The organism is Rahnella sp. CJA17(1/100), assembly GCF_963881615.1.
Classification (GTDB): Bacteria; Pseudomonadota; Gammaproteobacteria; order Enterobacterales; family Enterobacteriaceae; genus Rahnella; species Rahnella aceris.
On sequence record NZ_CAWOJA010000011.1, the window covers coordinates 94,530 to 119,479 of the forward strand.

Consider the following 24,950-nt stretch of genomic DNA (forward strand, 5'->3'; position numbering starts at 1 on the left):
CTGAGAAAATACCCGGCATCAATTTATCTTCATGATGATGAAGGCCATATAATTTTATGACGGGTTAACGGGGTTATAATGCGTTTCGATCATACCGGTTATGTCGTATCAGATACCGATGCAACCGTCGCGGCTATTAAACTCTTTTTCCCCGTGACCGTCAGGTATAAAGAACAGATTCATGCTCAGCGGGTGTTAATCACGTTGCTGTCCACGGCAGAGGGAAATAACCAGGTCGAACTGGTTGAGCCATTGCCAGATAATATTCATCTGCAAAGTATGCTGGATAAATCAGGCAAGTCATCTCTGCCTTATCATATTTGTTTTGTTGTCGATGATTTTGACCAGCAATATCAAACCATGAAATCCGCAGGCTGGATGGTATTAACGCGCCCGTTTCATGCCTTTAATAATCATCACCGCGCCAGCCACCTTTATCATCCTGATGCCGGAATCATCGAAATCATGTCGGGGTCGCTATGAAATCATTTTACGATCACCCATCAGACGCGGATGTTTTCACGCCGGATGCCCAGGCGCAGGCGATTGCCGATAAGCTCCGCCAGATAACCTCGCCGGACGACACGCGGGCGGTCATCAGCCAGTGGTCGCAGGCTGCGGCGTTTAATCTCCTCGGCGTGCCTGCTGAATACCCGTCACACAAGCCACATCTTCAGGCTTATCAGCACATCCGTTTGACTGAGCGCTACCGGCTCTATGAAAAAGTGGCCTTTATCTCCCCGATACTCATGTTTTCGGCTCCCGGTCCCGGCATGGCGGCTTTTGCCGTCTCCGGGCTGGGGACAGAACAACAACAGGATGCTTTTTTTAGCCGCTTTCAGCAGACCTTATGCTGGTCATGTTTTGCGATGACTGAACCGGCGCAGGGAAGCGATGCAGGTGCCATGGAAACCGCGGCGTCGCCGGTTGACGGCGGGTATCTGCTCCGCGGGAGAAAAATGTTCATCGGCAACGGCATGATTGCCGATACCGGTGTGATATTTGCCCGCACAGCACCCGGACCTCTGGGTATTAATGCTTTTATTTTTAATCCGCAGTCAGCAGAAATTTCCCGCTACGCACTGGAATTAAACGGGTTGAAAGGCACTAACCTTGCGCACATGCAGTTTGATGATCTGTTTATCCCTGAAGCAGACATGTTGGGCAGGCATCTGAAGCCGACGGAGCGGTTTGCAAAATCCGCCATCGCCACATTCGATGCCCTGCGTCCTTGCGTCGGCGCGCTGGCGCTGGGTGTCGCGCGGCGCGCACTGCACGAATGGCAACATGAGCGGCGACTGACACCTTCGCAGTCTGCCTGGCTGTCGCAGATGGAACGCCGCTGGCTGGTGGTCTATCACCACGGGCTGCGGGTCTGCCAGCAAACCGAAGATAAGCTTGCGCCGGAAAATCATCCCGGAATGGTAAAAACCAGTTGCGTGATCCTGGCGGAAGAGCTGATCTGCGGACTGATTCACCGTACACCGGCCAGAGATATGCGTCTGTTAAACACGCTATGGCAGGCCTTCCGGGATGTGAAAGCCTTTGAATACACTGAGGGAACGCGGCAGATCCACCGTTTAAATCAGGGGTTTTCCCAGCCGCAAGAGGTGAACACATGCCTGTAACCGTCACCTTGCTCGGTCAGGGCACGATAACGGTTCTTACCCGCAGCCAGGCCGTCACACCGGACAGCCGGCATTTCATTGCTTCAGAACTTTTGGCGACAGAACACAGGGCGGCGGGCAACTGGTATCATCACTGGCCTGAAGAGGATTGCGGAAACCGTCTGCATGCTAAAGCCCTGATCACGCTTTGCCAGCACCATGTTCTCTCCTCTTCGGAGAGTCTGCTGGTCTACGATTCACGGTATCCGGCCGCACGCGGCGCCACCCCTTTACTGCAAAGTTTGCTGTGCCACTGCCCGGAATTTTCCGAAGCCTGGGGGATTTGCAGTGGCCGTTTTGATCCCGGTGAGGCGTACAGGCTGGCTCAGACCCTGATGCAGGAGGAATGCCGCTTACTTTATCTCTACGACCCGATACAAAGGCTGAGTCAGGATCCCACGCCTCAGGAGTCAGAATTGCACTATCTGATTTTCTCGGCACGGATGTTGAGAAAGTAATGGATAATTTGCTGGTTTCGCTGACAGATAAGCTGTCAACCCCGGCTGTTTTTCCGATGCGTCCCTCAGAGGTGCAGCAGCTCGCCCTGATGAGAACGGAAACAGTGCATTGCGGGCCATATCGCAGCCGGGTGCTGATCAGTCAAGGTCCGATGCAGGCGGCAAAAAAAGCGCTTGTGTTACATGGCTGGGGCGGTCATCCCCTGATGCTGACGCAGGCTAAAGATATTCTGCTGGCGCAGGGATATGAGGTGTATCTGCCGTTTTTACTCGGACATGATCCGCAAACGCCAGCCCCCTGTGATTTTCCCGCACAGTGCCAGTTACTGCTCACCCTGCAAAATACCTTGGGTGCTTTCGACACCGTCGTTGCCCATTCTGCTGGCGGGCTGATCACCGCCTTGTCGGCATCTCTCGGCTTTCGCTTCAGCCGGCTGGTGCTGATGTCAGTTCCGGCCTCGTTTAGCAGCCTGCTGCAACACTATCTGCGGCAAAATCATCTGCCTGAATCTTATCTTGCCCCGCTGTGCGCGTGGTATCAGGCCCGCTTCCCGGCACCGGAGATGCCCGCAACGGACTCGCTTTTTGCGCTGGGCGACATCCCTGGACTGATACTTCAGGGTCAGCAGGACACCAGAATCAATCCGGCCGATGCGTGGAAAATTCACCGTCAGTTACCCGGCAGCCAACTGGCATTGATAGAGCATACCGGCCATCTGGGTGTGCTGACTCATCAACGGACACAATACGAATTAAACGCCTTTCTCCGTACGGCAAACGCTGATCCTGAAAAAAGGAGCCACTATGTTGGGTCACATTGAATCCCTGACGGTCTACATTCCTGAACAACGGAAATCACTGGCGGAAGTCGCGCCCACGCTGCAACTGAGTCCGCTGGATATCAGAATGTTTTCCCGCTTTTACGGGCTGGCAAGTTTCCCGCGCCAGCCGGGTTCACTTGATGATCTGTTGCGCCCGTTGTTAAAGCAGTTCACCGACAATCACGCTGATTGGCTCCCCCGCATTAAACATGTGGTGCATGCCCATACGCTGCCCGGCATTCGCCCTTTCGACCTGTCGGGCAAAGCCCTGCTCGACGAGGCCGGATTTGCTGACGACACCCATTACACCTCGCTGACGATGGGGCATTGTTCGACGTCATTGTCAGCCGTGGAATATGTTTGCAGCCGGATTAAAACGGGGGAATATGCCTTGTTGCTGGTCGGCGAAAAGGCCTTTCACCCCAAAGTCGAACTGATCGACGATACCACCATTATGGGCGAAGCCGCCTGCGCCGTTCTGCTCAGTCGCGCCGGGGAACGCTGCAAAGTGACCGCCAGATACAGCATGCAGGCGGGAGAATTCAGTCAGCATCGCGGAAATGAATCAGGTAAGGAATCACGCTTCGCCAGCGTTTATTTTTCTTTTATCGCCACCGCGATGCGCAATGCCCTGGAACATTTCGGGCATACTGCCGGTTCGCTTGACTGGATTGCACCGCATAATGTGAATTTATCGTCATGGCAGAAACTTGCTGACGAACTGAATATTCCACGGCAAACACTATTTCTCGAAAACGTGCCACGTTATGGTCATTGTTTCGGCGCAGATCCTTATCTGAATTTGGCGACATTGATCCGTCAGAAAAGATTATCGCCCGGCAATCATGTGATGCTGGTAAGCGTAGGAATGGGCGCGACCTTCTCTTCATTGTTGCTGGTATTATCAGCCGGTAATGAAATTCCGGTATTTTGCAATTTGGAGCAATTTCCAGATATTAAGCAGGATTAAGTTAATACGCACTTGTTCTTTATGTGATGTGTTAACTCCTCATGGCTGATATTACCCGATACTACCCGCAGCTGAATGAACTCCAGGCACTGCTCACCACGGCTGGCAAAATTTCGGAATATAAACCGGATCAGGCGCTGGCCTGTTTTGATCATCCCGAACTGATGAGCATTGCCTGTATCGGCATTCCCTCCCGTTTTAATCCCTGGGAAACGGCGGCCTTTTCTGACGTTGATTACTCACATCACTTACAGATCATCGAATATCTGAGCCGGGCAGATGCCAGCGCGATGATGATGTTGCCCGGCGCATCCCTCAGCACCCGCGCTATTTTGACGCTCGGCACTGAACAGCAACAGGCGCGGTTTTTCGCCTGTTTTGAACACAGCCCTGCCTGGACATTTTTTGCCGTCACCGAGCCGGGGTTTGGCTCCGACGCCACGGCAATTGCCTGCGAACTCACGCAAAACAGTCAGGGATGGTGGCTGAACGGGCAAAAGATGCTGGTCGGCGGCGCGATGCGCGCCAGCGCGGGCCTGGTATTTGCCCGTTATGAACAGACCCACCGGCTGGTGATGGTGTTTCCCGAAGGGAAAACCGGACCTTTGCAGCGTGAACTGCTCGATACCTTCGGGTTAGCGGGTGCGGCACTGACACGTCTGACGATGACCAATCTGAGTGTCAAAGAAGACGATATTTTAGGGCATGAACGCCGGGGATTGCAGCAGGGGCTTAATGCGCTGAGCAAGGTCTTTGAGCGCCACCGTCCCATGGTGGCGGCCATGGCGCTGGGCACCACTTACGGTCTGCTGAAAGCGCTGGAAACCCGACCATTACCCGCGACTGCGCAACATTGGATCGCCTGCCAGTGGCGTAAATATCATGTTCTCTTTGAGCAGATGCTCGCCCTGGCGGAAGGCTATCGTACGGGTCAGCAGCAATATGCCAGCACCAGCCGCCTCAAATTAAGCGCTACCCGTCTGGCCGAAGAGACGGCGAGCCATCTGCCCCACTGGCTCGCCACCGAAGACTGGCTGGAAGAGACTTTCCTGCGCAAGCGCTACCGCGACAGCTTTGCTTTTGAATACATGGAAGGCACCAGCAATATCCACTTACTTAACAGCTTCCGCACACCTGAAATTCAGGGAGATCAACGCCATGCTGTACCTTGATCCCGCCGATATTGTCAGCCAGTCGTTTCATCACACCGAAGTCCCTCAACCGGAGTGGGAAACGGATATTCCGCACTGGCGTTCGTATGTTCAGCATTTTTTCGCCGCTAACGGTGAGCCGCTCAGTCAGGAAAACGAGCAGGTTAACACCTGGATCACCAGCAATGAACGGGCGGCCTTCAGCGATATGGTCGCTACGTTGCTGCCACATCTTGCCCCGGTCGTTCAGCTGCAGCGGGTGAAAACGGTGCTGATGGCGCACTGGACGCCTGACCTGCACATGGGGAGTTCTGTGGTGAATTTAGCCATACATCAGCTCGGCCTCACCGACTGTCTGGCGCTGGCAATCAGCGATCGCGGGCCGGATGCGGCGTTGTTCGCCCTTGATGGCCTCAGCGACTGCCTGCAAGGGAAAGCGGAAGACGGATTGTTACTGATCGCCGAACAAAAAAGCCTGATGTACTTTTCACCGCTGATGGCGCGCCTGCAACCGGAAAACAATGCCTGCCTCTGTCTGGTCAATACGCAACAGCGCGGATTACGTTATCTGGGGTATCAGCGTCTGAAAACGTCCGCAGATTTTAGCGAGGCCATTTTGCAGTCCGTTGAGCACTTCGGATTTACCCGCGAACGGTTAACGCTGATCGGCCCTCAAAATTGTCTCGCCAGTTTACCGGAAGGCTTTACGTCACTGGCGGTCAATCCCTGCTTACTTTGCGCGGCGCCTTTTGTCGCCCTGGGTCAAAACTGGCAGCCCGGACGTGATTATCTGCTGATGAGTGAACACAACGGTCGGATAAGCCTGTGCGGTCTGGCGGCAGCAGAGAACCTGAGATGAATATTTTTGCGCTGAAAACCTGTATTCCTGTCACACGGATATCGCTTGACGCGATCCTCGCCCATCGCGGCGCGAACCCCAGCGAAGCCCGGACCTTCCGGCATCTTTTCGGTTTTCAGGAAGCGTCAACGCTGGCTGAAGACGAAAGTGCCGCCGCGACGTTTGAATCGCTGTTGCAGCAAACCGCCGTACAGTTAAGGCAGGCTGAAAAAATCGATGCGATTATTTTGGTTCAGGGATTGCCTGCCCGTTCACGACGGCAACGGGTTGATTTAGCGTTGCTGCGACAACGTTTTGATTTTATTGCCCCTGACGCACATCTCATCACCCTCAATCAGCAAAACTGCGCCACGTTATTCTGGGGTCTGCTGATGGCCGGGCGCATGCTTGAGCAGGGAAAATATCAGTGTGTGGCTCTGCTGGCAGGCGACACGCTGGCAGATTTCAGTCTGGCAGAGCGCTATGTTCCCGGCTGCACATTAATCGGTGATGCCTTTGCGTGTGCCTTACTGAGACCGGGCGGCGGTGAGCGCAGGGTGTCCGGCATTCACTGTTTTCATCATCCCGCATTCTGGCAGGGCCTCGACGGCAGCCGGGAAGATATTAAGCGTTTTTATCAGTCTCATGACGCTCTGATCGACATGGCGCTGCGTCAGTATCCGGCTGAACAGCGGAAGGACGCATGGTTACTGCCTCACAACATTAACCGCCTGAGCTGGCAAACCTGGCGGCGGCATCCTGATCGCGCCCATCAGCGGATCGCCACCGATCTCATCGGGCAATGCGGACATTGTTACACCACCGATCCTCTCTTACTGCTCGATACCCACCCGCCAGCCGAAACCGGCCAGCCAGCCATTTTACTTTCTGTCGGGCTCGGCGGTTGGGTGGGCAGCGCCATGATCACTTCAGACACATTTGCGGAGCCTCAGGATGCCCGATAACGCGCAAGCCATCCCTTTTTTCACCCCGCCTTCCTCACAGTTTGCCCGGCTCGGTTTTCTTAAAATCGCCGAAATGGCCTGTCGTCAGCACGGAGATAAAGTCTGGATTGGTGAAAAAGACAATGCGGTGCTGCTGCTTGCCGGCGCCCGCCATGTCCGGTTGCTGATTGAGCAGGAAAGCCAGTTCGTGAAGGAATTTGAACATCTTTCCTCAGCCTCAACTATCGGACGCATCTTGCTGGGCCAGTCACTGACGACATCCAAAGAAGGCGAGGAATGGCGGCTGGCAAGGAAACTCACCACACCGCTGGTGAATCCTAAATCCCCGTTGCTGAAACAAAGCACCGACCTCTCCGCCCGCTGGCTGCTGGATATTCTGCAGGATCCGCAGCAGACCTCATTGCGTGAAATCTGCCTGCACTGGGCGCTGATGTGTGTGGCGGAAGGATTTTTTGGCCGGGAGATCAGTCTGGCCCAACTGAATACGCTGATTGGCCATTTCCGTGATATCTATCTGCAACTGATTATCGCCGCACCGGACGCGGATTATGAGGCACTGTGCAGGCATCCGGCACTGGTCGCCTTCCGGCTGGAGGCTGAGTCCCTGCTTGGCCCGTTGCTGGATGACGCCAGGGGCGGCAATACCACGATGCTGGAACGTCTTTGTCAGGCGCTCAGTCCCGGCGCGCACCCCGAAGCGCGTGAGAGAGTGATCAACCTTCTGCTGGGCAATCTTGCCGCCAGCGTCGATAACACCGGTATTGCCTTGTTATGGACGCTGACACATCTTTCGCAGCACCTGAACTATCAGCACTGCGTGCGTGAGGAAGCGGCTCAGGGCAAACGAAACATGGCCTCAGCCATTGTCCGGGAATCGCTCCGTCTGACGCCGGTGACAGCGTTTTTTGAGCGCCGGGTGGCAGAAAATATCGTGGTGGATGACGTGGTGATTACGGCGGGCACGCGGATTTTATTCTCCCCCTGGCTGATTCACCGTCATGCCGCCTGCTGGGCAGAACCGCTTTGCTTCAGGCCGGAACGGTTTCTGGGTGAAGAGAAAATTGCGCCGGAGCATTTTTTACCCTTTAGCGTCGGAAAACGAAACTGTGTGGGCATGACTCTGGCTCTCGACCAGCTGACCACGGCGGTTGCGACACTGTGCGAACATTTCCAGTTTTCGCTCGCCCCTTCGACGTCACCTGCCGCCCTCACCCCGCTTTTTGCGCTTAATGTCATCCCGCGCGGTGACCTGTCTTTCATTCTCACGTCCACAAACAAGGCTGAACAGCATGACCACATCCCGTGAGATCCCGGCGCTGAGCCTGTTCTGCTTCGCCGATGTGGCCAGAGACAACTTTGCTGATAAATATGAACAATTATTAAGTACCGCACGGCTGGCAGATACGCTGAATTTTCATGCTATCTGGACGCCCGAGCGGCATTTCCATACCTTTGGCGGCATGTTTGCTAATCCTTCGGTGGTCAGCGCGGCGCTGGCGGCCTGCACGCAACGTATCGGTATCCGGGCTGGCAGCGTGGTGCTGCCGTTACATGATCCTCTGCGGGTTGCCGAAGAATGGGCCATCGTCGATAACCTGTCTCATGGCCGCGCTGGCGTGGCGTTTGCCAGCGGCTGGCAGCGTAATGATTTTGTGCTCAGGGCTGAGAATTACCGCCAGAGACAACAGGTTCTTTTTTCCTCACTGGCGCAGGTTCAGGCGCTGTGGCGCGGTGAATCCGTCACACGCCACGAGCTTTCGCTGCCTGCGCAACCCGAACCGGTCAGCCTGAAAACCTGGCCTGCACCTTTTCAGACAGAGATCCCCGTCTGGCTGACCACTGGCAGTAATCCCGATTTATTTACTGAGGCCGGAAAACGCGGGCTGAATGTGCTCACCCATCTGGTTTCGCAGACCCGCGAGCAACTGGTGGAAAACTGCGCGGTGTATCGCCTCGCACGCCGTCAGGCGGGTTTTGATCCCGCAGAAGGCACCGTCACATTGATGCTGCACACGCAGGCCGGAGCAGCACGAAAAACGCTGTTGCCACGGATTAAACCGGCACTTACCGGTTATCTGCAGGCATTTATGGCGCTTTCCGACAATCTCAGTCAACCACGGGTCGCCGATGCGGAGCAAAATGAGAAGAAGCAAGCCTACACACTGAAATGGGGAGTAGAGAAATATCTCAACCACTGCGGTTTATTTGGCTCTGCACAAGAATGCGCAGATCAGCTTGCCCGTCTCAGGCAGGAAGGAATCGATGAAGTTGCGTGCCTGATGGATTTTGGAATGCCTCAATCAAGTGTGGAAGAAACGCTTCGGACACTTGCTACATTGTTATGAAATCAAGGAATTATGATGAAAAAAATCACCCTGGCGCTTACCCTGCTCGCCTGTGTCACCAGCACTTCTGCCCTCGCCGCAGAAAAAACATTCCCCCTGGAAGCCTTTAGCGCAGTAGAAGCCAGACAGGGCATTAATCTCACCATTAAGTGTGCCGCAACGCCGTCTATGGTGGTCTCCGGTTCGCAAGACACGCTGAATAAATTGAAAGTCACCCATGACAATCACGCTTTACTGCTGGTCAATGATGCCGCTGAAAATGATCGCTTTATCTCGCACACGCTGGATATCACCCTGTATACCAGCGGCCCGCTGAACAGTCTGGCCGGAAAAGCGGGTGTTAAAATAGCCGCACCGGCCTGTGCGGTGGATCCGAAAACACTGGCCGTTTCCGGCAGTATGGGCACGGATATCCGCGCTGAAGGCAAAACGGCTGAACTGAATCTGGATCTGGCCATGGGCGGGAGTTTTAACAAGAAGCCTCAGAATTTTACGGCGGAATCGGCTAACGTACGCATGAGCATGGGCGCGGAATCCTCACTGTGTCATATCCCCAAAATTCAGGGCACGCTTGCGGCCGGGGCTCGTGTTTCCGTCAGCGCCTCTGCTCAGGTGGATACCGGTTCTGCCAGCTCATTTGCCAGCGAGATTTCCACTTCTGGCTGTGCTTAACGCGCCTGATTAACTGTCCGCCTGGAAAATACAGACCTGCCATCTGACCGGCAGGTCTTTCAGCGGAGCACAGGCGCCATACGCCAGACAATACACCCCGTCGTTTTCAATCAGCCGGTGATGTAACAGGCCGATCTCTTCTTTACGCTCATCGAATACGTGCGCGATGCCACTGTGTTGCGGGATGGCACAAAAACCGGCGAGCGACTGCGTAAGGCCGGTTCCCCTGACTTTGAGCCACGCTTCCTTCACACTCCACAGTCGGGTAAAACGCAACAGGTAATGCGCCTCATCTTCTGCCAGCCAGTGCTGTTCATCAGGGTTGAAAAACCGGCGGGCGATGGCTTTTTTCGCCTCAACGTTTCCGCTGACTTTTTCCAAATCCACCCCGACCTCTGCCCCGCGACACAGCACAATCGCCGCCGAAGTTCCGCTGTGGGATAAGTTGAAACGCAATCCCGGGAAATCAGGGAGCCAGGGTTTACCCTGAGGCGTTCTTGCGATACTTAACTGTTCATCGGTCACCGATAAGTAGCCCGACAATACCTGACGCAGCCAGCACTGCGCCTGCTGTCGCAGCAGTTGCCCTGACAGCGATGCCTCAAAGTGACGGAGCAGGCAAAGCCCCTCTCCTGCCTTCAGTTCAGGCAGGGGATCACAGTGGGAGATTGAGGGTAACGCGGCAACCGGTTCGATCATGGCGATTCTCCAGAGACAGATACCCGCCATGACTTTCAGCGATTTGCCGGCACAAAATCAGCCCGATGCCACTGCCATTGGGTTTGGTGGTATAGAAAGGAACAAACAGATTTTTGGGATTGGTCAGCCCGACACCCTGGTCAAGAATGGTCACAAACAGACAGCCTTTTTCTTCTGACCATTCAATACACACCGGTGTCGTGGTATCGCTCGTCGCCTCATCGGCATTCTTAATCAGGTTGATAAGCAACTGATGGAGTTGCACCCGGTCGACATTTACACTCAGCGGCGCCGGGCCTTTCAGGGTAATTTTACGGTGCGCAAACAACAGCGGCAGCTCCGCAATCAGGGCGGCAAAATCAAGCGGTGCTTTGACGGGGGGGGCGAGTTTACTGAGCTGGCGGTAACTGCTGATAAAGATGATAAGTTCTTTGGCCCGGCGGTTGATCAGATCGATGCCTTCCGCAAAGCCCTCCGGCAGGTTTTCTGTATGGCGGCGATAATGCTGCTGGAGCATCTGGCTGATGGAGGCAATCGGGCTAAGAGAATTGTTTATTTCATGACTGATCACCCGCAGCAGGTTTTGCCAGGCTTTTTGTTCTTCCTTACGCAGCATGTCGTCAACATCACTGACAAACAGCAATACGTTTTGGATCCCGTCCACCATATAGGTGTCACTGGACACTTTATAACGCCCCGGACGCCCTGCATGACTGGACTCCACCGGATGCTCCCGGTTGGCATTTTGCAACAACGTATCAAGTTGCCAGTGACTGCATTTTTCGCCAATCAGCTTTTCCAGCGATGTGCCCAGCATCCGCGAGGCCGCATCATTACACCACATCAGCCGGTTATTGCCGTCAATCGCGAAAATCGCCACCGTGATATTAGAAATCACTTTTTGCAGCAGAAAATCCATTTCTCTTTGCTGCTGGCGGTGGCGGGATAACTGACCCGAAATGGCGTTGATCTGTTCAATGACCCCTTCAAACACCCCTTCCCCGCTGGTCACACCGCGAAGGCTAAAATCTTCCTGCTCAACGGCTTCTAACAGGTTAGAAATCACATTGATTTTGTAGAGAAGTTGCTGGAAAAAGTGATAGGAAAAATACACTAACGTGACGCACAGAATAAAGAGCGTGAGAAATTTCAGGTAGAGAGACTGCTGTGGGAAAAACCACAGCAGCAGATAGGCAACAACGCCCCCCAGCGGGGACAAACTGCACAGTATTAAATGACGTGACTCAAAGGATCGAAAAAGTTTACTCATGACAGATTTTTAATTTATCCAGTCGTCGGTAAAAAGCGCTGCGACTCAGCCCTAACGATTCTGCCGCTTTCACTGCATTCCCGTCATAGTGACGCAGGCGCTGTAAGAGCACAGTTTCTTCCACTTCTGCCAGCGTGCCCGTCTCAAGTTGCGTCACCGGTTTTTGCTGGGGCTCATGACCGCTGTTTTGCCCCTTCACAGGCAGCGGCAGGCAAAGATCTGCCAGGTCGATCGTATTATTGCGGCAAAGCAATACGCCGCGTTCCAGCAAATGGCTCAGTTCGCGGATATTCCCCGGCCATGAATATTCATGCAGCCCCTGTCGCGCCATCGCCGATAATACCGGTTTAGGTTTACTGTATTTGCGGGCAAAACGTTGCAGGAAACGTTCAGCCAGCGGCTCAATATCTTCCTGCCGTTCACGTAACGGCGGTAACGGAATTTGAATAACATTCAGCCGGTAGAGCAAATCCTGCCGGAACCGCCCTTCAGTCACGGCTTTTTCAAGATCCGTGTTGGTGGCCGCAATGATGCGGCACTGAGTGGTTTGTGTCCGTGATGAACCCACGCGTTCAAACTGCCGTTCTTCCAGGACACGCAGTAATTTTACCTGCTGGGACAAGGGCAAATTGCCAATTTCATCGAGGAATAATGTGCCTTTATCGGCCAGTTCAAAGCGTCCGATGCGATTTTCCCGCGCATCGGTAAACGCGCCTTTTACGTGCCCGAACATTTCACTTTCAAACAACTGCTCATTGATGCACCCCATGTTGACTTCAACAATGCTGTGCTCACGGCGGGATGAGAGCTGATGGATATAGCGGGCGAGCAGGCTTTTGCCGGTACCATTTTCACCCAGAATCAGGATGCTGGTATCCGTGGCAGCCACGGTTTCCACCACGTTGATTAACTGCTTCATGGCCTGAGAGCGGACAACCCATTCATTGCCCATGTCATCTTCAAGCGCCATTTTCAGCAGCTTGTTTTCTTCTCGCAGGCAATTCCCGGAGCGTCTCGCCTGGCTCAGTGCAATCTGTTGCTGAACAATGCTTAACAGGCGTTCGTTATCCCAGGGTTTTTGAATAAAATCCGCCGCACCGGCCCGCATGGCGCTGACGATGATGTCAACACTTCCCCATCCCGTCATGGCCACGGCGGGCAGACAGTCATCAAATTTTTTTAACTCATCCAGCAGTTGCAAACCTTCCAGACCCGACGTGGTGTCTTTCTGGAAGTTCATGTCCATCAGTACCAGATCAAAGGGCTTTGCGGACAAATGTGACAATAAACGGTTGGCCTGCGTTTCCAGCGTCACGTCATACCCTTCCATACGGAGCAGCATGTCGAGGCTGGTCAGAATGCCCGCGTCATCATCAATGACAAGAATACGTTTTTTTTCGTTCATTAAAGCATCCGGCTTGTGCCGCCGCACCCGTCAGGCACGGCGACAGATTATTCATAGCGAATGGCGTCCGCAGGCGACATCCGAATGGCGCGTCGGGAAGGCAACCAGACCGCTAACGCCACAATTAAAGAAATCATGACGGCGACACCCCAAAAGAGCAGTGCAAAGGAGGTATGCCCGTTGCCCAATATACGCGTCAACTTGGGTGCGACAAAGAAGGCCAAAGGCAACCCGATAATCAGGCCAATGAATAATTGCTTACTGCCCTGAAGCATCAGCATCCGTAACAGAACGCCTTCCGTTGCCCCCATCGCCATACGCACCCCGATCTCCTGAATACGTTGATTGATCACATTGCGCATCACGGCATAAATGCCGGTGGCCGCCAGAATGACCGCGACCAGACCAAACAACATAAAGAGGTTGGCAATGAAATGCAGCCCGGCGGTATTCCTGGCCAGACGTTGATTCAACGTTTGCACCTGATTAACGGAGAGCGTGCTGTCAATCTGGCGCACCGCATTCATGAGCGCAGGCCCTAACGTATCAGGATTCTGAGCCCTGAGCACCAGCGTTAATGACGCCGCGGGTATTTGCGCCAGCGAGCGGTAAACCGTGACCCGCTGGCGGAACGCGCTGAAAGGCCGGCCATGAATGACGTTAGGCACCACACCGATAACCGTGAACCAGCGCTGATCATCCGTATCACGAAAACGCAGGCGTTTACCGATGACATCCCGCTCACCGGGCCAGAACTGCTCCGCAAACGACTGGCTGACCACTACCACGGGCTGTGAGTCCTGCGTATCACTGCTGGCAAACTCCCTTCCGGCCACCGGCGTGATCCCCATTGCCGTCAGGCTTCCCGGCATCACCTGGACATCATTGACCAGAGGATAAGACCAGCGGTCTTTACTGTTGTTGGTAGACGAATCGATATCCACCTGACGGGGTACGGTAAATTGTCCGACGGCACTGGTGGTGATGGCCGTTTTTTCAACACCGGGGATCCCGCTGAGGGACGATTGCAGGCGCTGATAGAACAGGATCCGGCTCGCATCATCAGGATACTGGTTGGCATTGAGGTTAATCTGACCGGTGAGATAGCCCTGCGTCGCCACCCCGTAATCGGCACGGGTCGCCTGGTAAACCAGCAGCGCCAGCAGCGCACTGATGCACAAAATGGAACAGGATAATCCGACTTCAAACGTCACCAGAATACGGGACACCCTGCCTGCCCCGCGACTTTGCGCGCCCCGCGTTCCATCACGCAAAACATCGTTGAAATTACCGTGGGTGATTTTCCACGCAGGCAATGCACTGGTAACGACAGCCGTCATGATGACCAGCACTAACGCATTGAGGATCATGACGTTATCGAGTGACAAATGCCACCAGAACGGAATTTTGTTCGGTACAAACGTTGGCAGTAACGTATTGGTGATCTCGAGTCCCCAGGCGGCGAGCAGAACGGCGATGATGCCCGAGAAGGCGCAAATAAATAAGCTTTCCCACATCATTTGCATGACCAGACGACCGGAAGGTGAGCCCAGAGCAACGCGGATAGCGATTTCCTTTGAACGCTCTGTGGTTCTTGCCAGCAATAAGTTACCGACATTACAACACGCCAGCACCAGCACAAAAGCCACGGCAAAAAGCATGACGATGAAGATCGGCATGGTCTCCTCACCCATGAAATTTTCCTGGAATGTCAGTACCTGCGCCGACAGCCCTTTATTGCTTTCAGGATACTCAGAGGCCAGCGACTGCATCACCTGAGCGAGGTCACCGTCAGCATCGGCGAGCGGAACACCGGGTTTCAGGCGCGCATAAACGGATACTTCCGGCGCACCTTTGCGGACCAGATACTGTGCAGGATCCAGCTTAGAAGGCAGCCAGAGATCATGGAAGAAAGGAAAGGCAAAATTGGCGGGCATGATGCCCACAATGCGCGTGTGTATCCCATTGATCAGGACATCTCTGCCAATGAGTTGCGCATCGGCAGCAAAGTAGTTTTGCCACATGCCATAGCTGATAACGGCAACCGGTGTCGCGCCAGGCTGGACATCTTCACTGTTCAGCACCCTGCCACGATAAGGCTGGATGCCAGTATAAGAAAACATCTCCGGCGTATTGCGGATCGCCATATAGGAAACCGCTTTGGTGCCGTCACTGATATCGGCACGTTCAGCATAAAAATAACCCACGTCATTGAGCGTGGTATTGCGGGCCTTAATTTCCTGGTAGTCCAGGAAGTTGACCCCGGAGTCACTCAGACTGACGCCATTGACCGTCGGGTTTACTAACACCATGTTTTTCCCGTCCGGATAAGGAAGCGGCGTAAACATGATGGTGTTAATGACTGAAAACATATAAAGCGTCAGTGCCAGACCGCAGGACATGATAAGCACGGTGATAAAGGTAAATGACGGGCTTTTGAGTAACAGGCGTAAGGCATATCGGATATCAAAAAGCATTTTATGCTTCCTTTATCAGGGTCAGTTCCCGTGCCACATGTCCGTCTCCGACGACCTGCCCGTCAGAAAGCACGATGCTGCGCTGCGCCCGCTCGGCTGAACGAGGATCATGGGTGACGATGCAGATCGTGGCGCCCTCCTGATGTAACTTATCGAGAATATTCAGCACCGCCTCGGCATTGTGGGAGTCCAGGTTACCGGTCGGTTCATCCGCCAGAATGATGGAGGGATTGCCCACGATAGCCCGTGCGACGGCCACGCGCTGCTGCTGTCCGCCGGAAAGCTGCGAGGGATAATGGCGTCCGCGGTGGGACATATTGACCTTGTCTAAGGCTTCCGCCACTCTCTGCTGCCGCTCAGTTTTAGAAATATCCTTGCGGTAAGTCAGTGGCAGAGAGACATTTTCCTCAATGGTCAAATCGCTGATGAGATTAAATGACTGAAAGATAAAGCCGATATCACGATTTCTCACCAGGGCACGCTGCTTTTTAGAAATATTTTCCACGTTGTGCCCGGCCAGCTGATAGGTCCCGGTAGAGGCCACATCGAGCAGGCCCAAAATCGAAAGCAGCGTTGATTTACCACAGCCTGAAGGCCCGGAAATCGCCACGTATTCCCCTTTGGAAATGCTGAGCGTGATCTTGCTCAGGGCGTGTGTCTCAATTTCATCGGTCAAAAAAATCTTATTCACGTCAGTGAGTTCTACCAGTGATTCCATCATTTTCATCTCCATCGCATTGTCCTGTAAGCTGGCGTCTTTTGCAGGTGAGCCGGCATTATTTAGTAATCTCAATTTGATCTGCCCCTTGCCAGGCGCTGCCGTCACTGAGAATAATTTTATCTCCCGCACGCAGTCCACTGGTTACCTGAATATAATCCGCAGACCCCTGACCAAAGTTGACCTTCATTTTGGTGGCAGAGCGTTCCTTTTCATCGAGCCGGTAAAGCATCGAAGGTAAATTATTCTGGGCAAACGGTGGCCGCTCAACGTACAGGGAATCATTAATTTTTGTCACCGCGATTAAACCATCAACGCTCAGGTCAGGACGGGCTTCCTGCGGCAGTGGTTGATTGAATGTCACATCCACTTTAACGGTGCCATTGGTCACCGCAGGATCCACCCGTGACAATACCCCGGTGAACTGGCTGCGTCCGGTGTTAATGGTAACCTGCTGCCCGACGGCAAGATCACGGGACTGTAATTCCGGCACTTTGAGTTCAGCATAAAGTTCCTTTTCTTTCGCCAGACGGGCAATACTGGTGCCGGTGGTGACCCGCTGGCCGACCTGGACTTTCACATCCTGCAAAATGCCTTCAATCGGTGAGGTAACATTCAGCGAATCGACTTCCTGCTGGCTCAGCAGCACCAAAGATTCCAGTTTGTTAAGGCGCATCGCACTGGCTTTGATATCAGCATCAATGCTCAGCTTGAGTGTTTTTAATCGTTTTTCCTCAAGCACAACTTGCTGACGATATTGTTCAGTATTAATACGGGTCGTTTCGTATTCCAGCATCGGCACTGCCGCAATATATTTCTTTTGCGCAGCAAGCCGCATCGTAGAGCTGAGTAACCGGCTTTTCGCATCCAATACCAAGGCTTCCTGACTCAGAATTTTATTTTGTAATTCTGCATTAGTGGCGTCAGTCTCAGCCCGGCGGGCATCCAGCTCGAGCCGGTTTTCCTGTAATTTTTGTTCCAGCGTCGGGTTACTCATTCTGACCAATAACTGGCCTTTATTCACCTTCATGCCAGGTTTGTAAATGACCTCTTCCACGCGGGCATCGACATTGGCCGCAACCCAATTGATATCACGCGGTAACAGTACCCCGTTACCCCGCACTTCAACCGAGAAATTGCCATATTGAACCTGCCCGACCGCGATACTCCCGCGGGAGATCTGATAAGGCGAAAAACGGTAATTATAGATTGCCGCCAGCGTGGCTAAAAAGAGTGCGCCCGCAACAATAAATTTGCGGTATCGCTTCAGTATGAATTTATTCCCGGGTTGCGGGATTGATATGTCCATAATAATACCTTTTCTGATAACTCCTTACCGATGAGCACAAATCGTGCCAATCTTTAAAATTTAATTAATCCACTGATTTTTATGTGTTTTTTAAAAAGTCGCCAATTACGCCTTTTCCCTTAATCATTTTCTATCTCATTAATGGAACGAAAATCGGGACGGCATGCCCTGATTACCCTCTTTTGCCTGCGAAACCCCACGCATATCATGCATTCCCAATATTGGGATATTAAATCAGGCAAGTTAATTAGTGTGTTTCGAAAATGGGATTTTACTATTTACATAACAGGAAAGAATAATAATATCCATTATAAACAATAAGTTGAAACAAATAAAAACATGGCATAGTAATTGCTTAGAGAATAGCGGGGACGGTATTCCAATTTTAAAAATTTGTTCATCACTCATTAATTACGCAGAAGGGGTGTGTATGTGGGAACGCAAACTATCGAACGCTGAAAAAAGTCTTTTCACACAGAAAATAACCGAGGATCTCGATAATCGTCATTTGACTATCTATGGCAAGCACGCTCATACAGACAAAGCATTATGTATTGTTAAGATTATTAATTATATGCTGGAGAATATTTCTGACGAGATCACACTTGAAGATCTGGAAAAAATATGTGGTAAAACCCGCTTTGATATTTGCCGCATATTCAAACATTTCTATGATGTCACGCCTATAAAGTGGATGTGGAAGGTCCGGCTGGCGCTGGCCAGGGAATTTATCCATTTAGCCCCTGAGTGGTCTTTGACAGATATCAGCTATGCTTGTGGATTTTCGTCGCTGCCGCATTTTTCCCGAAGTTTCAGCAAGACCTATAACGAGTCTCCGCTCAAATTCAAACAGAATGTCATCAGGACAACACGCCCGGAAATAAAAAAAGAATCATCAGATTATGATTTCATTTTCGGCATCCAGAGAAACAACTTTTCAAGAAGTATGTTAATCAGCAACCTGCACTTCTTATAATTATTAATAAGATTTCTTATGCCATTTTTTATTATTCTCTACACGCAATATCAGTTTTGGTTCATGGAAAGATGAAAAATCCTCATGCAAAGTATCCCTCAGAAAGTTTGAAATATAATTGAAAACAACAGGGTCACGTAATGCGCCGTTGTGGCCCTTTCCCTCTGTAACGATTAATTCACTTTTCTTCAATGAATGGCTCAGTATTTCGGCCTCATCCAGTTCAATACTGAGATCATTCTTATCATGCAATATCATGACAGGTTGCGTTATTGAACCGATAAGCTCGGGACCAATAACATCAGGATGTACACCATAGCGGCGCTGATAAAGCTTTTTCATCGATACGGCAATGCGCCTGGGCAGTTTATTATTGCGCACATATCTGTCCATCATTTTTCCGTAACTGCACGGACTGCCGATTAAAATCATCCGTTTAAAAAGCAGTCCCTGTAGCGCGGCCATGCAGCCAATTAATCCGCCGGTCGAATGACCAATGATCACAGAGAAGTGCCCGTAATGCTTTTCCATCTCCATAACGGCCCGCGACAGATCATAGAAAGACACTTTTTTTCCGGGAGAAATACCATGTGCGGGCAGGTCAGGCGCAAAAACCGTATAGCCTTTTTCCTGCAACCGCTGCGCCATCTGCCGTAACATTATACTCCGGCCATCCCACCCGTGAAGAAGCAACACTTTTTCTGCCTGGGGATCCGCTTGCGGATAAATGAAGACCTTAACAAAAGATTTGCGCCAATAAAGCTCCTCCTGCACGCAGCGACTGAGCAGCATGATTTCCCCCTGCTTATAGGGTAAAGGCCGGGTCTTTTCGAAAAGACGCAACGCGTATAACGCAGAAAGATAGGAAGACATGGCATGCAGGGAATATAAGTCGAATAAACTGATTAATTTGCATGCCCGGGTATAATGCGTCGCAGGCCTTATTTTGGCTTTCATCAGTAACGTCGGACGCAATCGCATAATGACCAAAACCCGCAGATAATTTTGGTGAACCAGCGATAAAAACAGCAGGACCGGATAAAAGAAGCTATAAAACATTCTCACTTCCTATTTTATTGGCCAGCCGCCAGTATTCTCTGCCAAACGAGATAAAATACACCACATTAAAAACAATGATCAGATTCATAATACTTTGCAGTTGCGAGAACTTATCCCATCCCACCAGCAAGGTGATGACAGTCAGCAATTCGATGATAACGGTTAATACCAATACCCGCCGGGCCTGTTCTAATTGTTCCAGCAATGCCTGAAGCGAGGCAACAAAAGACGTCATGAAAAACGTCGGTAACAGAATCAGTAAAATCTGGCTGCTGACATCCTGAATTATTCTGTCACCGGACAGAATTTTTATCAGACTCACTTCGGTGAAATAGACGCCGGAGGTCAGCAGAAGGTAAATAATGCAAATAAAGGCTAACCCACGGTGCAGCAATCGTTTTAATTCTTCTCCGCTGCTGATGGCCAGCCGCTGGTTAATTAATATCGCCAGCGCGGATCCGCAGGCCACGGCGGGGATGACAATAAACATCCGAATCTTGGTCACAATCAGAAAACCGGCGACATATTGCTCACCCAGGGTGCCGATTAACGGGAATATCAGCAGAGAACTGAAAAACAGTACCACTAACGAGGCAAAAATGGGCATCCCCACCTGAAGCAAAAGCCCGCTGAGACGCGGAATAAATGCGCCGGGGCGGTCATCTTCCGCATGGCGACCGGTACGCCATACCAGCCAAAGTGCGACCGGGATAAGCAGGGCAGAAGCCAGGGCGTTGGAAATAATAATCGAATTGAAGCCTAATCCATAAACCTGATAGCCGGTGTAGCAGATCAACGCATTCAGCACGATATACGCGATGACTAACAGCATGCTTAGCGCGCTTTTTCCCTGCCCGCGCAATGCGCTGTTACACATCTCAAGCTGAATAAACGGCAGCATGGAAAGGAAATAGAGCGGTAATGCCGAGGAATAAAATGCATTGCCGGCGACCGGCAACAGGGTTTGCAAAAGAGGAGCGCAAAGCGCCGTCACGCCGCTCAGCAGCGCCACAATCACGATGCCCAGTGTCGCCAGCAGGGAGGTCGCCGCCAGTACCTTTTGGCGGGACCACATATTCAGCGAACGGGCACTGAAAACCTGATTGGTGATAGCCAGGCATTCCAGAATAGCCAGGAATAAGAAACTGAACGGCTGGAGCATCGAAAGCAAATAAATTGAACTGGTTTCTTTCCCGTGCCCCAGAATCGCGGTCTGAATGTTTTGCGAAAATGAGACGGCAATGGCCACCACGATCATCGGCCAGGCTAACTTCAGCAGGTCCGCGATATCTTTGCTCAGGCTGTTACGCCGTAGCAACGTCATCTCAGGTGAAGTATTCATACTCTACGCTCCTGACGTGCTGGCAACACGGTCATGGCAGCGTCTGCGGCCTTCCCGTACAGGCTGTAAATCATCATCGACAGGTAAGAAAGGCTGTGCGTCGAGCCTGATAAATAACCATGCCCGCCCATCAGTTTTTCTGCCCGGTTGGTTAGCTCCGTAATCTGCCAGTGATCCGCTTCCGGGTCAGCATAGTCCTGCGCCGTAACGCGCATCTGCCACTGGAGCAAAAGTAAATCTGTCTGGTTGCTCAGATCGGCAAAATCCGCCTTCACTAACTGATGTCGGGTGGTTTTTATGCCAAAACTTTTTCGCGCGGATAAGTGCTTCCAGCTCATCGCCAGGATCTGGCTCAGGAGCCCCAGGCGCGCCGCAAAAGAAGCCATCAGCGGGATCGGATCTTCAGTGATGGTTTCTGTGCCGGTATGCTGCAAAGCAATCCCGAGTGACGCCAGAATACGATCAGACTCCGCGTGCTGCTCCGCGCAGGTTTCACCTTCTGCTGCCAGAATCTGATACCCGCCGCAAAATACGCCGCTGGCCGGGTTGGCCCATTTCTGCCGCATCTGCCGGAAGGCTTCTGCCGGCTCATGGTCCCTGAACAAAAAGTAAAGTCGGGTAAACTCTGCTTCACACATCAGAGCTCTCCAGTTGCAGATGCTGTTCAATCCATTGAATAAGTTTCCCGACAGTGGTGAAGGCATCCTGATTGATTTGATCAGGTTCAAACATCAGGCCGGGGATCTTTTCTTCCAGCGTTAATAAGAACTGCACAAATAATACTGAATCGAGATCCAAATCTTCATTAAAATCCGTTTCCGGCGTGATGTTGATTTTTGCAGACATGACATCATTTAATGCATCATTAACGGCTGACAGAAGTTGTGACATGGTTTACCTCATTATTTTCGTTTTTTTCAATCAGGATACAGGACATCGTTATCCCCATCCCCATAGCAACACAGAGAATTCTTTTACCTTCGAAGCTCTTTAATAAAGAAGACAAGTTAAATAAAATATCGGAGCAATAAGCGTGTCCATATCCTGATATATGCTCAGTAAAAAGCTCGCCCTTGAAGTTCAGTTTATCGGCAATTCTCCTGAGCATGGGTAAATCTATATTACCCGGAACAATCGCATCTATATGGTCAATCGTAAGGCTAAACTTATCCAGTACGTAAAGATAGAAATCATAATAATCTTGTTCGAGCGAAGAGAAAAGTTCCCGCCGTCGGGCGGCCGGAAATTCTCTGTGATTATTATAAAATGAAGACAGATGCCGCACGGCGGTTTGCTTGATTTGCCACGGTGAATGCCCCGCATTGAGGAGCATGGCAGCAGGAATTTCCGCCATAACACTATTATCAAGCTTATTAATATCACAGTGGAAAGCCTTTTCACCGGTGATGAGGATCATCTGCAACTGGCTTTTTATTATCCGGTTCTTTAATAAATGAATCGCCGACAAAGCCGATGCGCAATGATTGAGACTAATTGTTAATTTTTCCCAATGCCCGATTCCACAACGGGCCGCTATCTCATCAAGCCAGCAGTCATCAAAAAAAGTATTATGCGTTTGCGTTTTTGCATAGACCAAATATCCCCGCCCCTTAGCGACATTCAGATTTTCATTCACCAGAGTTGAAAGGGTTTCGTGTAACATTTCTGTATGGCTACCAGAGAACATTCCCACTGTGCGCAGAGAGTAATAACGTTCAAGTACCTTACGCGCGCCTGTTTTTAAATTATGAGATGATTCAAGCGTACTTAATGGCCTTAAAGAGATACGACCAGGCAACCAGCATAAATCATTAAGTGGCAACATATATTCTCACAGGGAATTATTTTAGAGTTATTATAAACGCAGTCCATAATCCCAGAAAAAAAACGTCTTTTTTGCCTGCAATTGCTTAAAGGGCAGGAATTCCCATTTTTGAATCCCAAAAATGGAATGTTATGAGTGTTCAGGAGGGAAAATCGGAAAGAACAGCGTACAAACGGAGCCGTTATAGCTGTACAAAGTGACCGTTGCTGACTTCGCGGTAATGACGCACCGGCGGCTGATAAGTGGCTGAGCGCAGCGGGCTGGCAAGTTCTTCCGGTACCACGGGACGTGTGCGGTGAACATCCGGGTCGGGCACCGGCACGGCGGCCAGCAGTTTGCGGGTATAGGCGTGTTGCGGGTTTTCGAAGATATCGGCACGCGAACCGATTTCGACGATTTCGCCCAGATACATCACCGCCACACGGTGACTGATGCGCTCGACCACCGCCATATCGTGCGAAATAAACAGATACGCCAGCCCGAGTTCCTGTTGCAGATCGAGCATCAGATTAATCACCTGCGCTTTGACTGACACATCCAGCGCCGACACGGCTTCATCAGCGATGATCATTTTCGGCTCCAGCGCCAGTGCGCGGGCAATACAGATGCGCTGCCGCTGACCGCCGGAAAACTGATGCGGAAAGCGCGTCGCCATATTGCTTTGCAAGCCGACCTGTTCCAGCAATTGCGCCACGCGGCGCTTCGCACTTTCGGCATCATGCAAGCCGAGGCTTATCATCGGTTCGGCAATCGCCTGACCAATGCGCATTCTCGGGTTCAGGCTTTCGTACGGATCCTGAAAAATCATCTGCGCCTGGGTACGGATATCCGCCAGCCGTGCGCTGTCAGCCCGGCGGATATCCTGCCCGCGGATCAGCACATCACCGGAAGTCGCTTCCGTGAGACGTAAAATCGTGCGTCCGGTGGTAGATTTCCCGCAGCCGGATTCCCCCACCAGTGACAGCGTTTCGCCCGGTTGCAGGCTGAATGACAGATCCTCCACCGCATGCACCCGGGCAGAAACCCGGCGCAGCAAGCCGGATCTGACATCAAAACGCGTCACCAGATTTTTAACCTCCAGCACCGGCTGACCGGTGCGCAGCGTATCGACAGACTCCGCCACCGGCAGCACTTCGCCGGTTTGGCTGTCGGTCAGCGGGAAGCGTTTCGGCAGCGCCACGCCGTTCATCGCGCCCAGTCGCGGCACCGCCGACAGCAGCGCGCGCGTATAAGGATGTGTGGGATGATGGAAGATTTCCCGCGTGGTTGCCTGTTCCACGGCTTCGCCACGGTGCATCACCAGCGTGCGATCCGCCACTTCCGCCACCACGCCCATATCATGGGTGATGAACAGCACGGACATGCCCTCTTCTTCCTGCAAGGATTTGATCAGCGCCAGAATTTGCGCCTGAATGGTGACATCCAGTGCCGTCGTCGGTTCATCCGCAATCAGCAAACGCGGATTACAGGCCAGCGCGATAGCAATCACCACGCGCTGACGCATGCCGCCGGAAAAACTCAGCGGATATTCATTGAGTCGTGCGGTGGCCGCCGGAATACGTACTTTCTCCAGCAACCGGACGGCTTCGGCACGCGCGGTTTTATCGTCCATGCCGCGATGGCGTTTGAGCACTTCGGTGATTTGCACGCCGATTTTCAGCACCGGATTCAGGCTGGTCATCGGCTCCTGAAAAATCATGCCGATGCGGTTGCCGCGAATGCTTTGCATCTGCGAACGGTTGAGACTCAGTAAATCCTGACCGTCAAACCGGATGTTGCCGGAATAACGGGTCTGCTTTTCATCCAGCAAACGCATGACGGACATCGCCGTCACACTTTTACCCGAACCGGATTCGCCCACCAGCGCCAGCGTTTCTTTCGGGCCAATCGAGAACGAAAGATCCCGCACCACATTCAGCCATTCGCCGCCCACGGAAAACGCGGTATTCAGTTTATCGACCTGTAAAACCGGGGGTTGCATCA

General features: G+C 52.2%; 24 protein-coding genes. 12 read left to right on the top strand and 12 right to left on the bottom strand.

All coding sequences use genetic code 11. The features are described from left to right. The first annotated feature begins 78 nt into the window (after positions 1-78). The 11 genes from AACU55_RS06745 to AACU55_RS06795 all read left to right on the top strand — a co-directional run bounded on the left by AACU55_RS06745 (position 79) and on the right by AACU55_RS06795 (position 9,887). On the top strand, positions 79-483 hold the full coding sequence (locus AACU55_RS06745; RefSeq protein ID WP_037033156.1) for a VOC family protein: 405 nt from the start codon (positions 79-81) through the stop codon (positions 481-483). Next, on the top strand, positions 480-1,628 hold the full coding sequence (locus tag AACU55_RS06750; RefSeq protein WP_134705270.1) for an acyl-CoA dehydrogenase family protein: 1,149 nt from the start codon (positions 480-482) through the stop codon (positions 1,626-1,628). Before AACU55_RS06745 ends, AACU55_RS06750 begins: the two co-directional genes overlap by 4 nt. Next, positions 1,619-2,125, top strand: a complete 507-nt coding sequence (locus tag AACU55_RS06755; RefSeq protein WP_037033159.1) for a hypothetical protein — start codon at positions 1,619-1,621, stop codon at positions 2,123-2,125. The genes AACU55_RS06750 and AACU55_RS06755 overlap by 10 nt, the downstream gene beginning before the upstream one ends. An 89-nt stretch (positions 2,126-2,214) precedes the next feature. After that, positions 2,215-2,946: an alpha/beta fold hydrolase gene (locus AACU55_RS06760; RefSeq protein WP_240785610.1), complete on the top strand. Its 732-nt coding sequence runs from the start codon at positions 2,215-2,217 to the stop codon at positions 2,944-2,946. Beyond that, positions 2,930-3,916, top strand: a complete 987-nt coding sequence (locus AACU55_RS06765; protein WP_134705272.1) for a 3-oxoacyl-[acyl-carrier-protein] synthase III C-terminal domain-containing protein — start codon at positions 2,930-2,932, stop codon at positions 3,914-3,916. Before AACU55_RS06760 ends, AACU55_RS06765 begins: the two co-directional genes overlap by 17 nt. Positions 3,917-3,957: 41 nt before the next feature. After that, positions 3,958-5,088, top strand: coding sequence for an acyl-CoA dehydrogenase family protein (locus AACU55_RS06770; RefSeq protein WP_134705273.1), 1,131 nt, complete (start codon positions 3,958-3,960; stop codon positions 5,086-5,088). Then, entirely contained in the window at positions 5,075-5,926 is an 852-nt protein-coding gene (locus AACU55_RS06775; protein ID WP_134705274.1) for a hypothetical protein, read from the top strand. The genes AACU55_RS06770 and AACU55_RS06775 overlap by 14 nt, the downstream gene beginning before the upstream one ends. Continuing rightward, positions 5,923-6,870, top strand: a complete 948-nt coding sequence (locus tag AACU55_RS06780) for a 3-oxoacyl-ACP synthase (RefSeq protein WP_134705275.1) — start codon at positions 5,923-5,925, stop codon at positions 6,868-6,870. Before AACU55_RS06775 ends, AACU55_RS06780 begins: the two co-directional genes overlap by 4 nt. Then, complete coding sequence (locus AACU55_RS06785) at positions 6,860-8,176, top strand: cytochrome P450 (protein ID WP_134705276.1); 1,317 nt, start codon at positions 6,860-6,862, stop codon at positions 8,174-8,176. The genes AACU55_RS06780 and AACU55_RS06785 overlap by 11 nt, the downstream gene beginning before the upstream one ends. Continuing rightward, the gene (locus tag AACU55_RS06790; protein WP_134705277.1) at positions 8,160-9,215 is read left to right on the top strand and encodes a MupA/Atu3671 family FMN-dependent luciferase-like monooxygenase; all 1,056 of its coding nucleotides are present in this window, start codon (positions 8,160-8,162) and stop codon (positions 9,213-9,215) included. Before AACU55_RS06785 ends, AACU55_RS06790 begins: the two co-directional genes overlap by 17 nt. Before the next feature lie 15 nt (positions 9,216-9,230). Then, positions 9,231-9,887, top strand: a complete 657-nt coding sequence (locus AACU55_RS06795) for a GIN domain-containing protein (protein ID WP_013577958.1) — start codon at positions 9,231-9,233, stop codon at positions 9,885-9,887. A 9-nt stretch (positions 9,888-9,896) separates the two neighbouring features. Here AACU55_RS06795 and AACU55_RS06800 read toward each other — a convergent pair whose 3' ends face one another. Genes AACU55_RS06800 through AACU55_RS06825 form a run of 6 tightly spaced genes read right to left on the bottom strand, consistent with a single transcriptional unit; the run spans position 9,897 to position 17,765 of the window. After that, complete coding sequence (locus AACU55_RS06800; RefSeq protein WP_037033177.1) at positions 9,897-10,586, bottom strand: 4'-phosphopantetheinyl transferase family protein; 690 nt, start codon at positions 10,584-10,586, stop codon at positions 9,897-9,899. After that, a complete protein-coding gene (locus AACU55_RS06805; protein ID WP_134705278.1) occupies positions 10,543-11,856 on the bottom strand; it encodes a sensor histidine kinase in 1,314 nt (437 codons plus the stop codon). Before AACU55_RS06805 ends, AACU55_RS06800 begins: the two co-directional genes overlap by 44 nt. Beyond that, positions 11,849-13,261 carry a sigma-54-dependent transcriptional regulator gene (locus AACU55_RS06810; protein WP_013577961.1) on the bottom strand — a complete coding sequence of 471 codons (1,413 nt, stop codon included), beginning with the start codon at positions 13,259-13,261 and terminating at the stop codon, positions 11,849-11,851. Before AACU55_RS06810 ends, AACU55_RS06805 begins: the two co-directional genes overlap by 8 nt. Positions 13,262-13,308: 47 nt before the next feature. After that, on the bottom strand, positions 13,309-15,738 hold the full coding sequence (locus tag AACU55_RS06815) for an ABC transporter permease (protein ID WP_013577962.1): 2,430 nt from the start codon (positions 15,736-15,738) through the stop codon (positions 13,309-13,311). A gap of 1 nt (position 15,739) precedes the next feature. Then, positions 15,740-16,456, bottom strand: coding sequence for an ABC transporter ATP-binding protein (locus tag AACU55_RS06820; protein WP_037033254.1), 717 nt, complete (start codon positions 16,454-16,456; stop codon positions 15,740-15,742). A 58-nt stretch (positions 16,457-16,514) separates the two neighbouring features. Then, entirely contained in the window at positions 16,515-17,765 is a 1,251-nt protein-coding gene (locus AACU55_RS06825) for an efflux RND transporter periplasmic adaptor subunit (RefSeq protein ID WP_134705279.1), read from the bottom strand. Between the two features lie 430 nt (positions 17,766-18,195). Between AACU55_RS06825 and AACU55_RS06830 the strand changes: the two genes are divergently transcribed. Beyond that, positions 18,196-18,741, top strand: a complete 546-nt coding sequence (locus tag AACU55_RS06830) for a helix-turn-helix transcriptional regulator (RefSeq protein ID WP_013577965.1) — start codon at positions 18,196-18,198, stop codon at positions 18,739-18,741. 3 nt (positions 18,742-18,744) lie between these two features. On the opposite strand, the gene AACU55_RS06835 is transcribed toward AACU55_RS06830, so the two are convergent. From AACU55_RS06835 to AACU55_RS06860, 6 genes are all read right to left on the bottom strand, one after another. Next, positions 18,745-19,800 (bottom strand): alpha/beta fold hydrolase, encoded by a 1,056-nt coding sequence (locus AACU55_RS06835; protein ID WP_013577966.1) that lies wholly within the window; start codon positions 19,798-19,800, stop codon positions 18,745-18,747. Beyond that, the gene (locus tag AACU55_RS06840) at positions 19,790-21,142 is read right to left on the bottom strand and encodes an MATE family efflux transporter (protein ID WP_134705280.1); all 1,353 of its coding nucleotides are present in this window, start codon (positions 21,140-21,142) and stop codon (positions 19,790-19,792) included. Before AACU55_RS06840 ends, AACU55_RS06835 begins: the two co-directional genes overlap by 11 nt. After that, on the bottom strand, positions 21,139-21,708 hold the full coding sequence (locus AACU55_RS06845; RefSeq protein WP_234300457.1) for a hypothetical protein: 570 nt from the start codon (positions 21,706-21,708) through the stop codon (positions 21,139-21,141). The genes AACU55_RS06840 and AACU55_RS06845 overlap by 4 nt, the downstream gene beginning before the upstream one ends. 64 nt (positions 21,709-21,772) lie before the next feature. Continuing rightward, positions 21,773-22,033: an acyl carrier protein gene (locus AACU55_RS06850; RefSeq protein ID WP_013577969.1), complete on the bottom strand. Its 261-nt coding sequence runs from the start codon at positions 22,031-22,033 to the stop codon at positions 21,773-21,775. Next, a complete protein-coding gene (locus tag AACU55_RS06855) occupies positions 22,008-22,967 on the bottom strand; it encodes a 3-oxoacyl-[acyl-carrier-protein] synthase III C-terminal domain-containing protein (protein WP_134705282.1) in 960 nt (319 codons plus the stop codon). Before AACU55_RS06855 ends, AACU55_RS06850 begins: the two co-directional genes overlap by 26 nt. Before the next feature lie 181 nt (positions 22,968-23,148). Further along, complete coding sequence (locus AACU55_RS06860) at positions 23,149-24,948, bottom strand: ABC transporter ATP-binding protein (RefSeq protein ID WP_134705455.1); 1,800 nt, start codon at positions 24,946-24,948, stop codon at positions 23,149-23,151. Positions 24,949-24,950 lie beyond the last annotated feature (2 nt).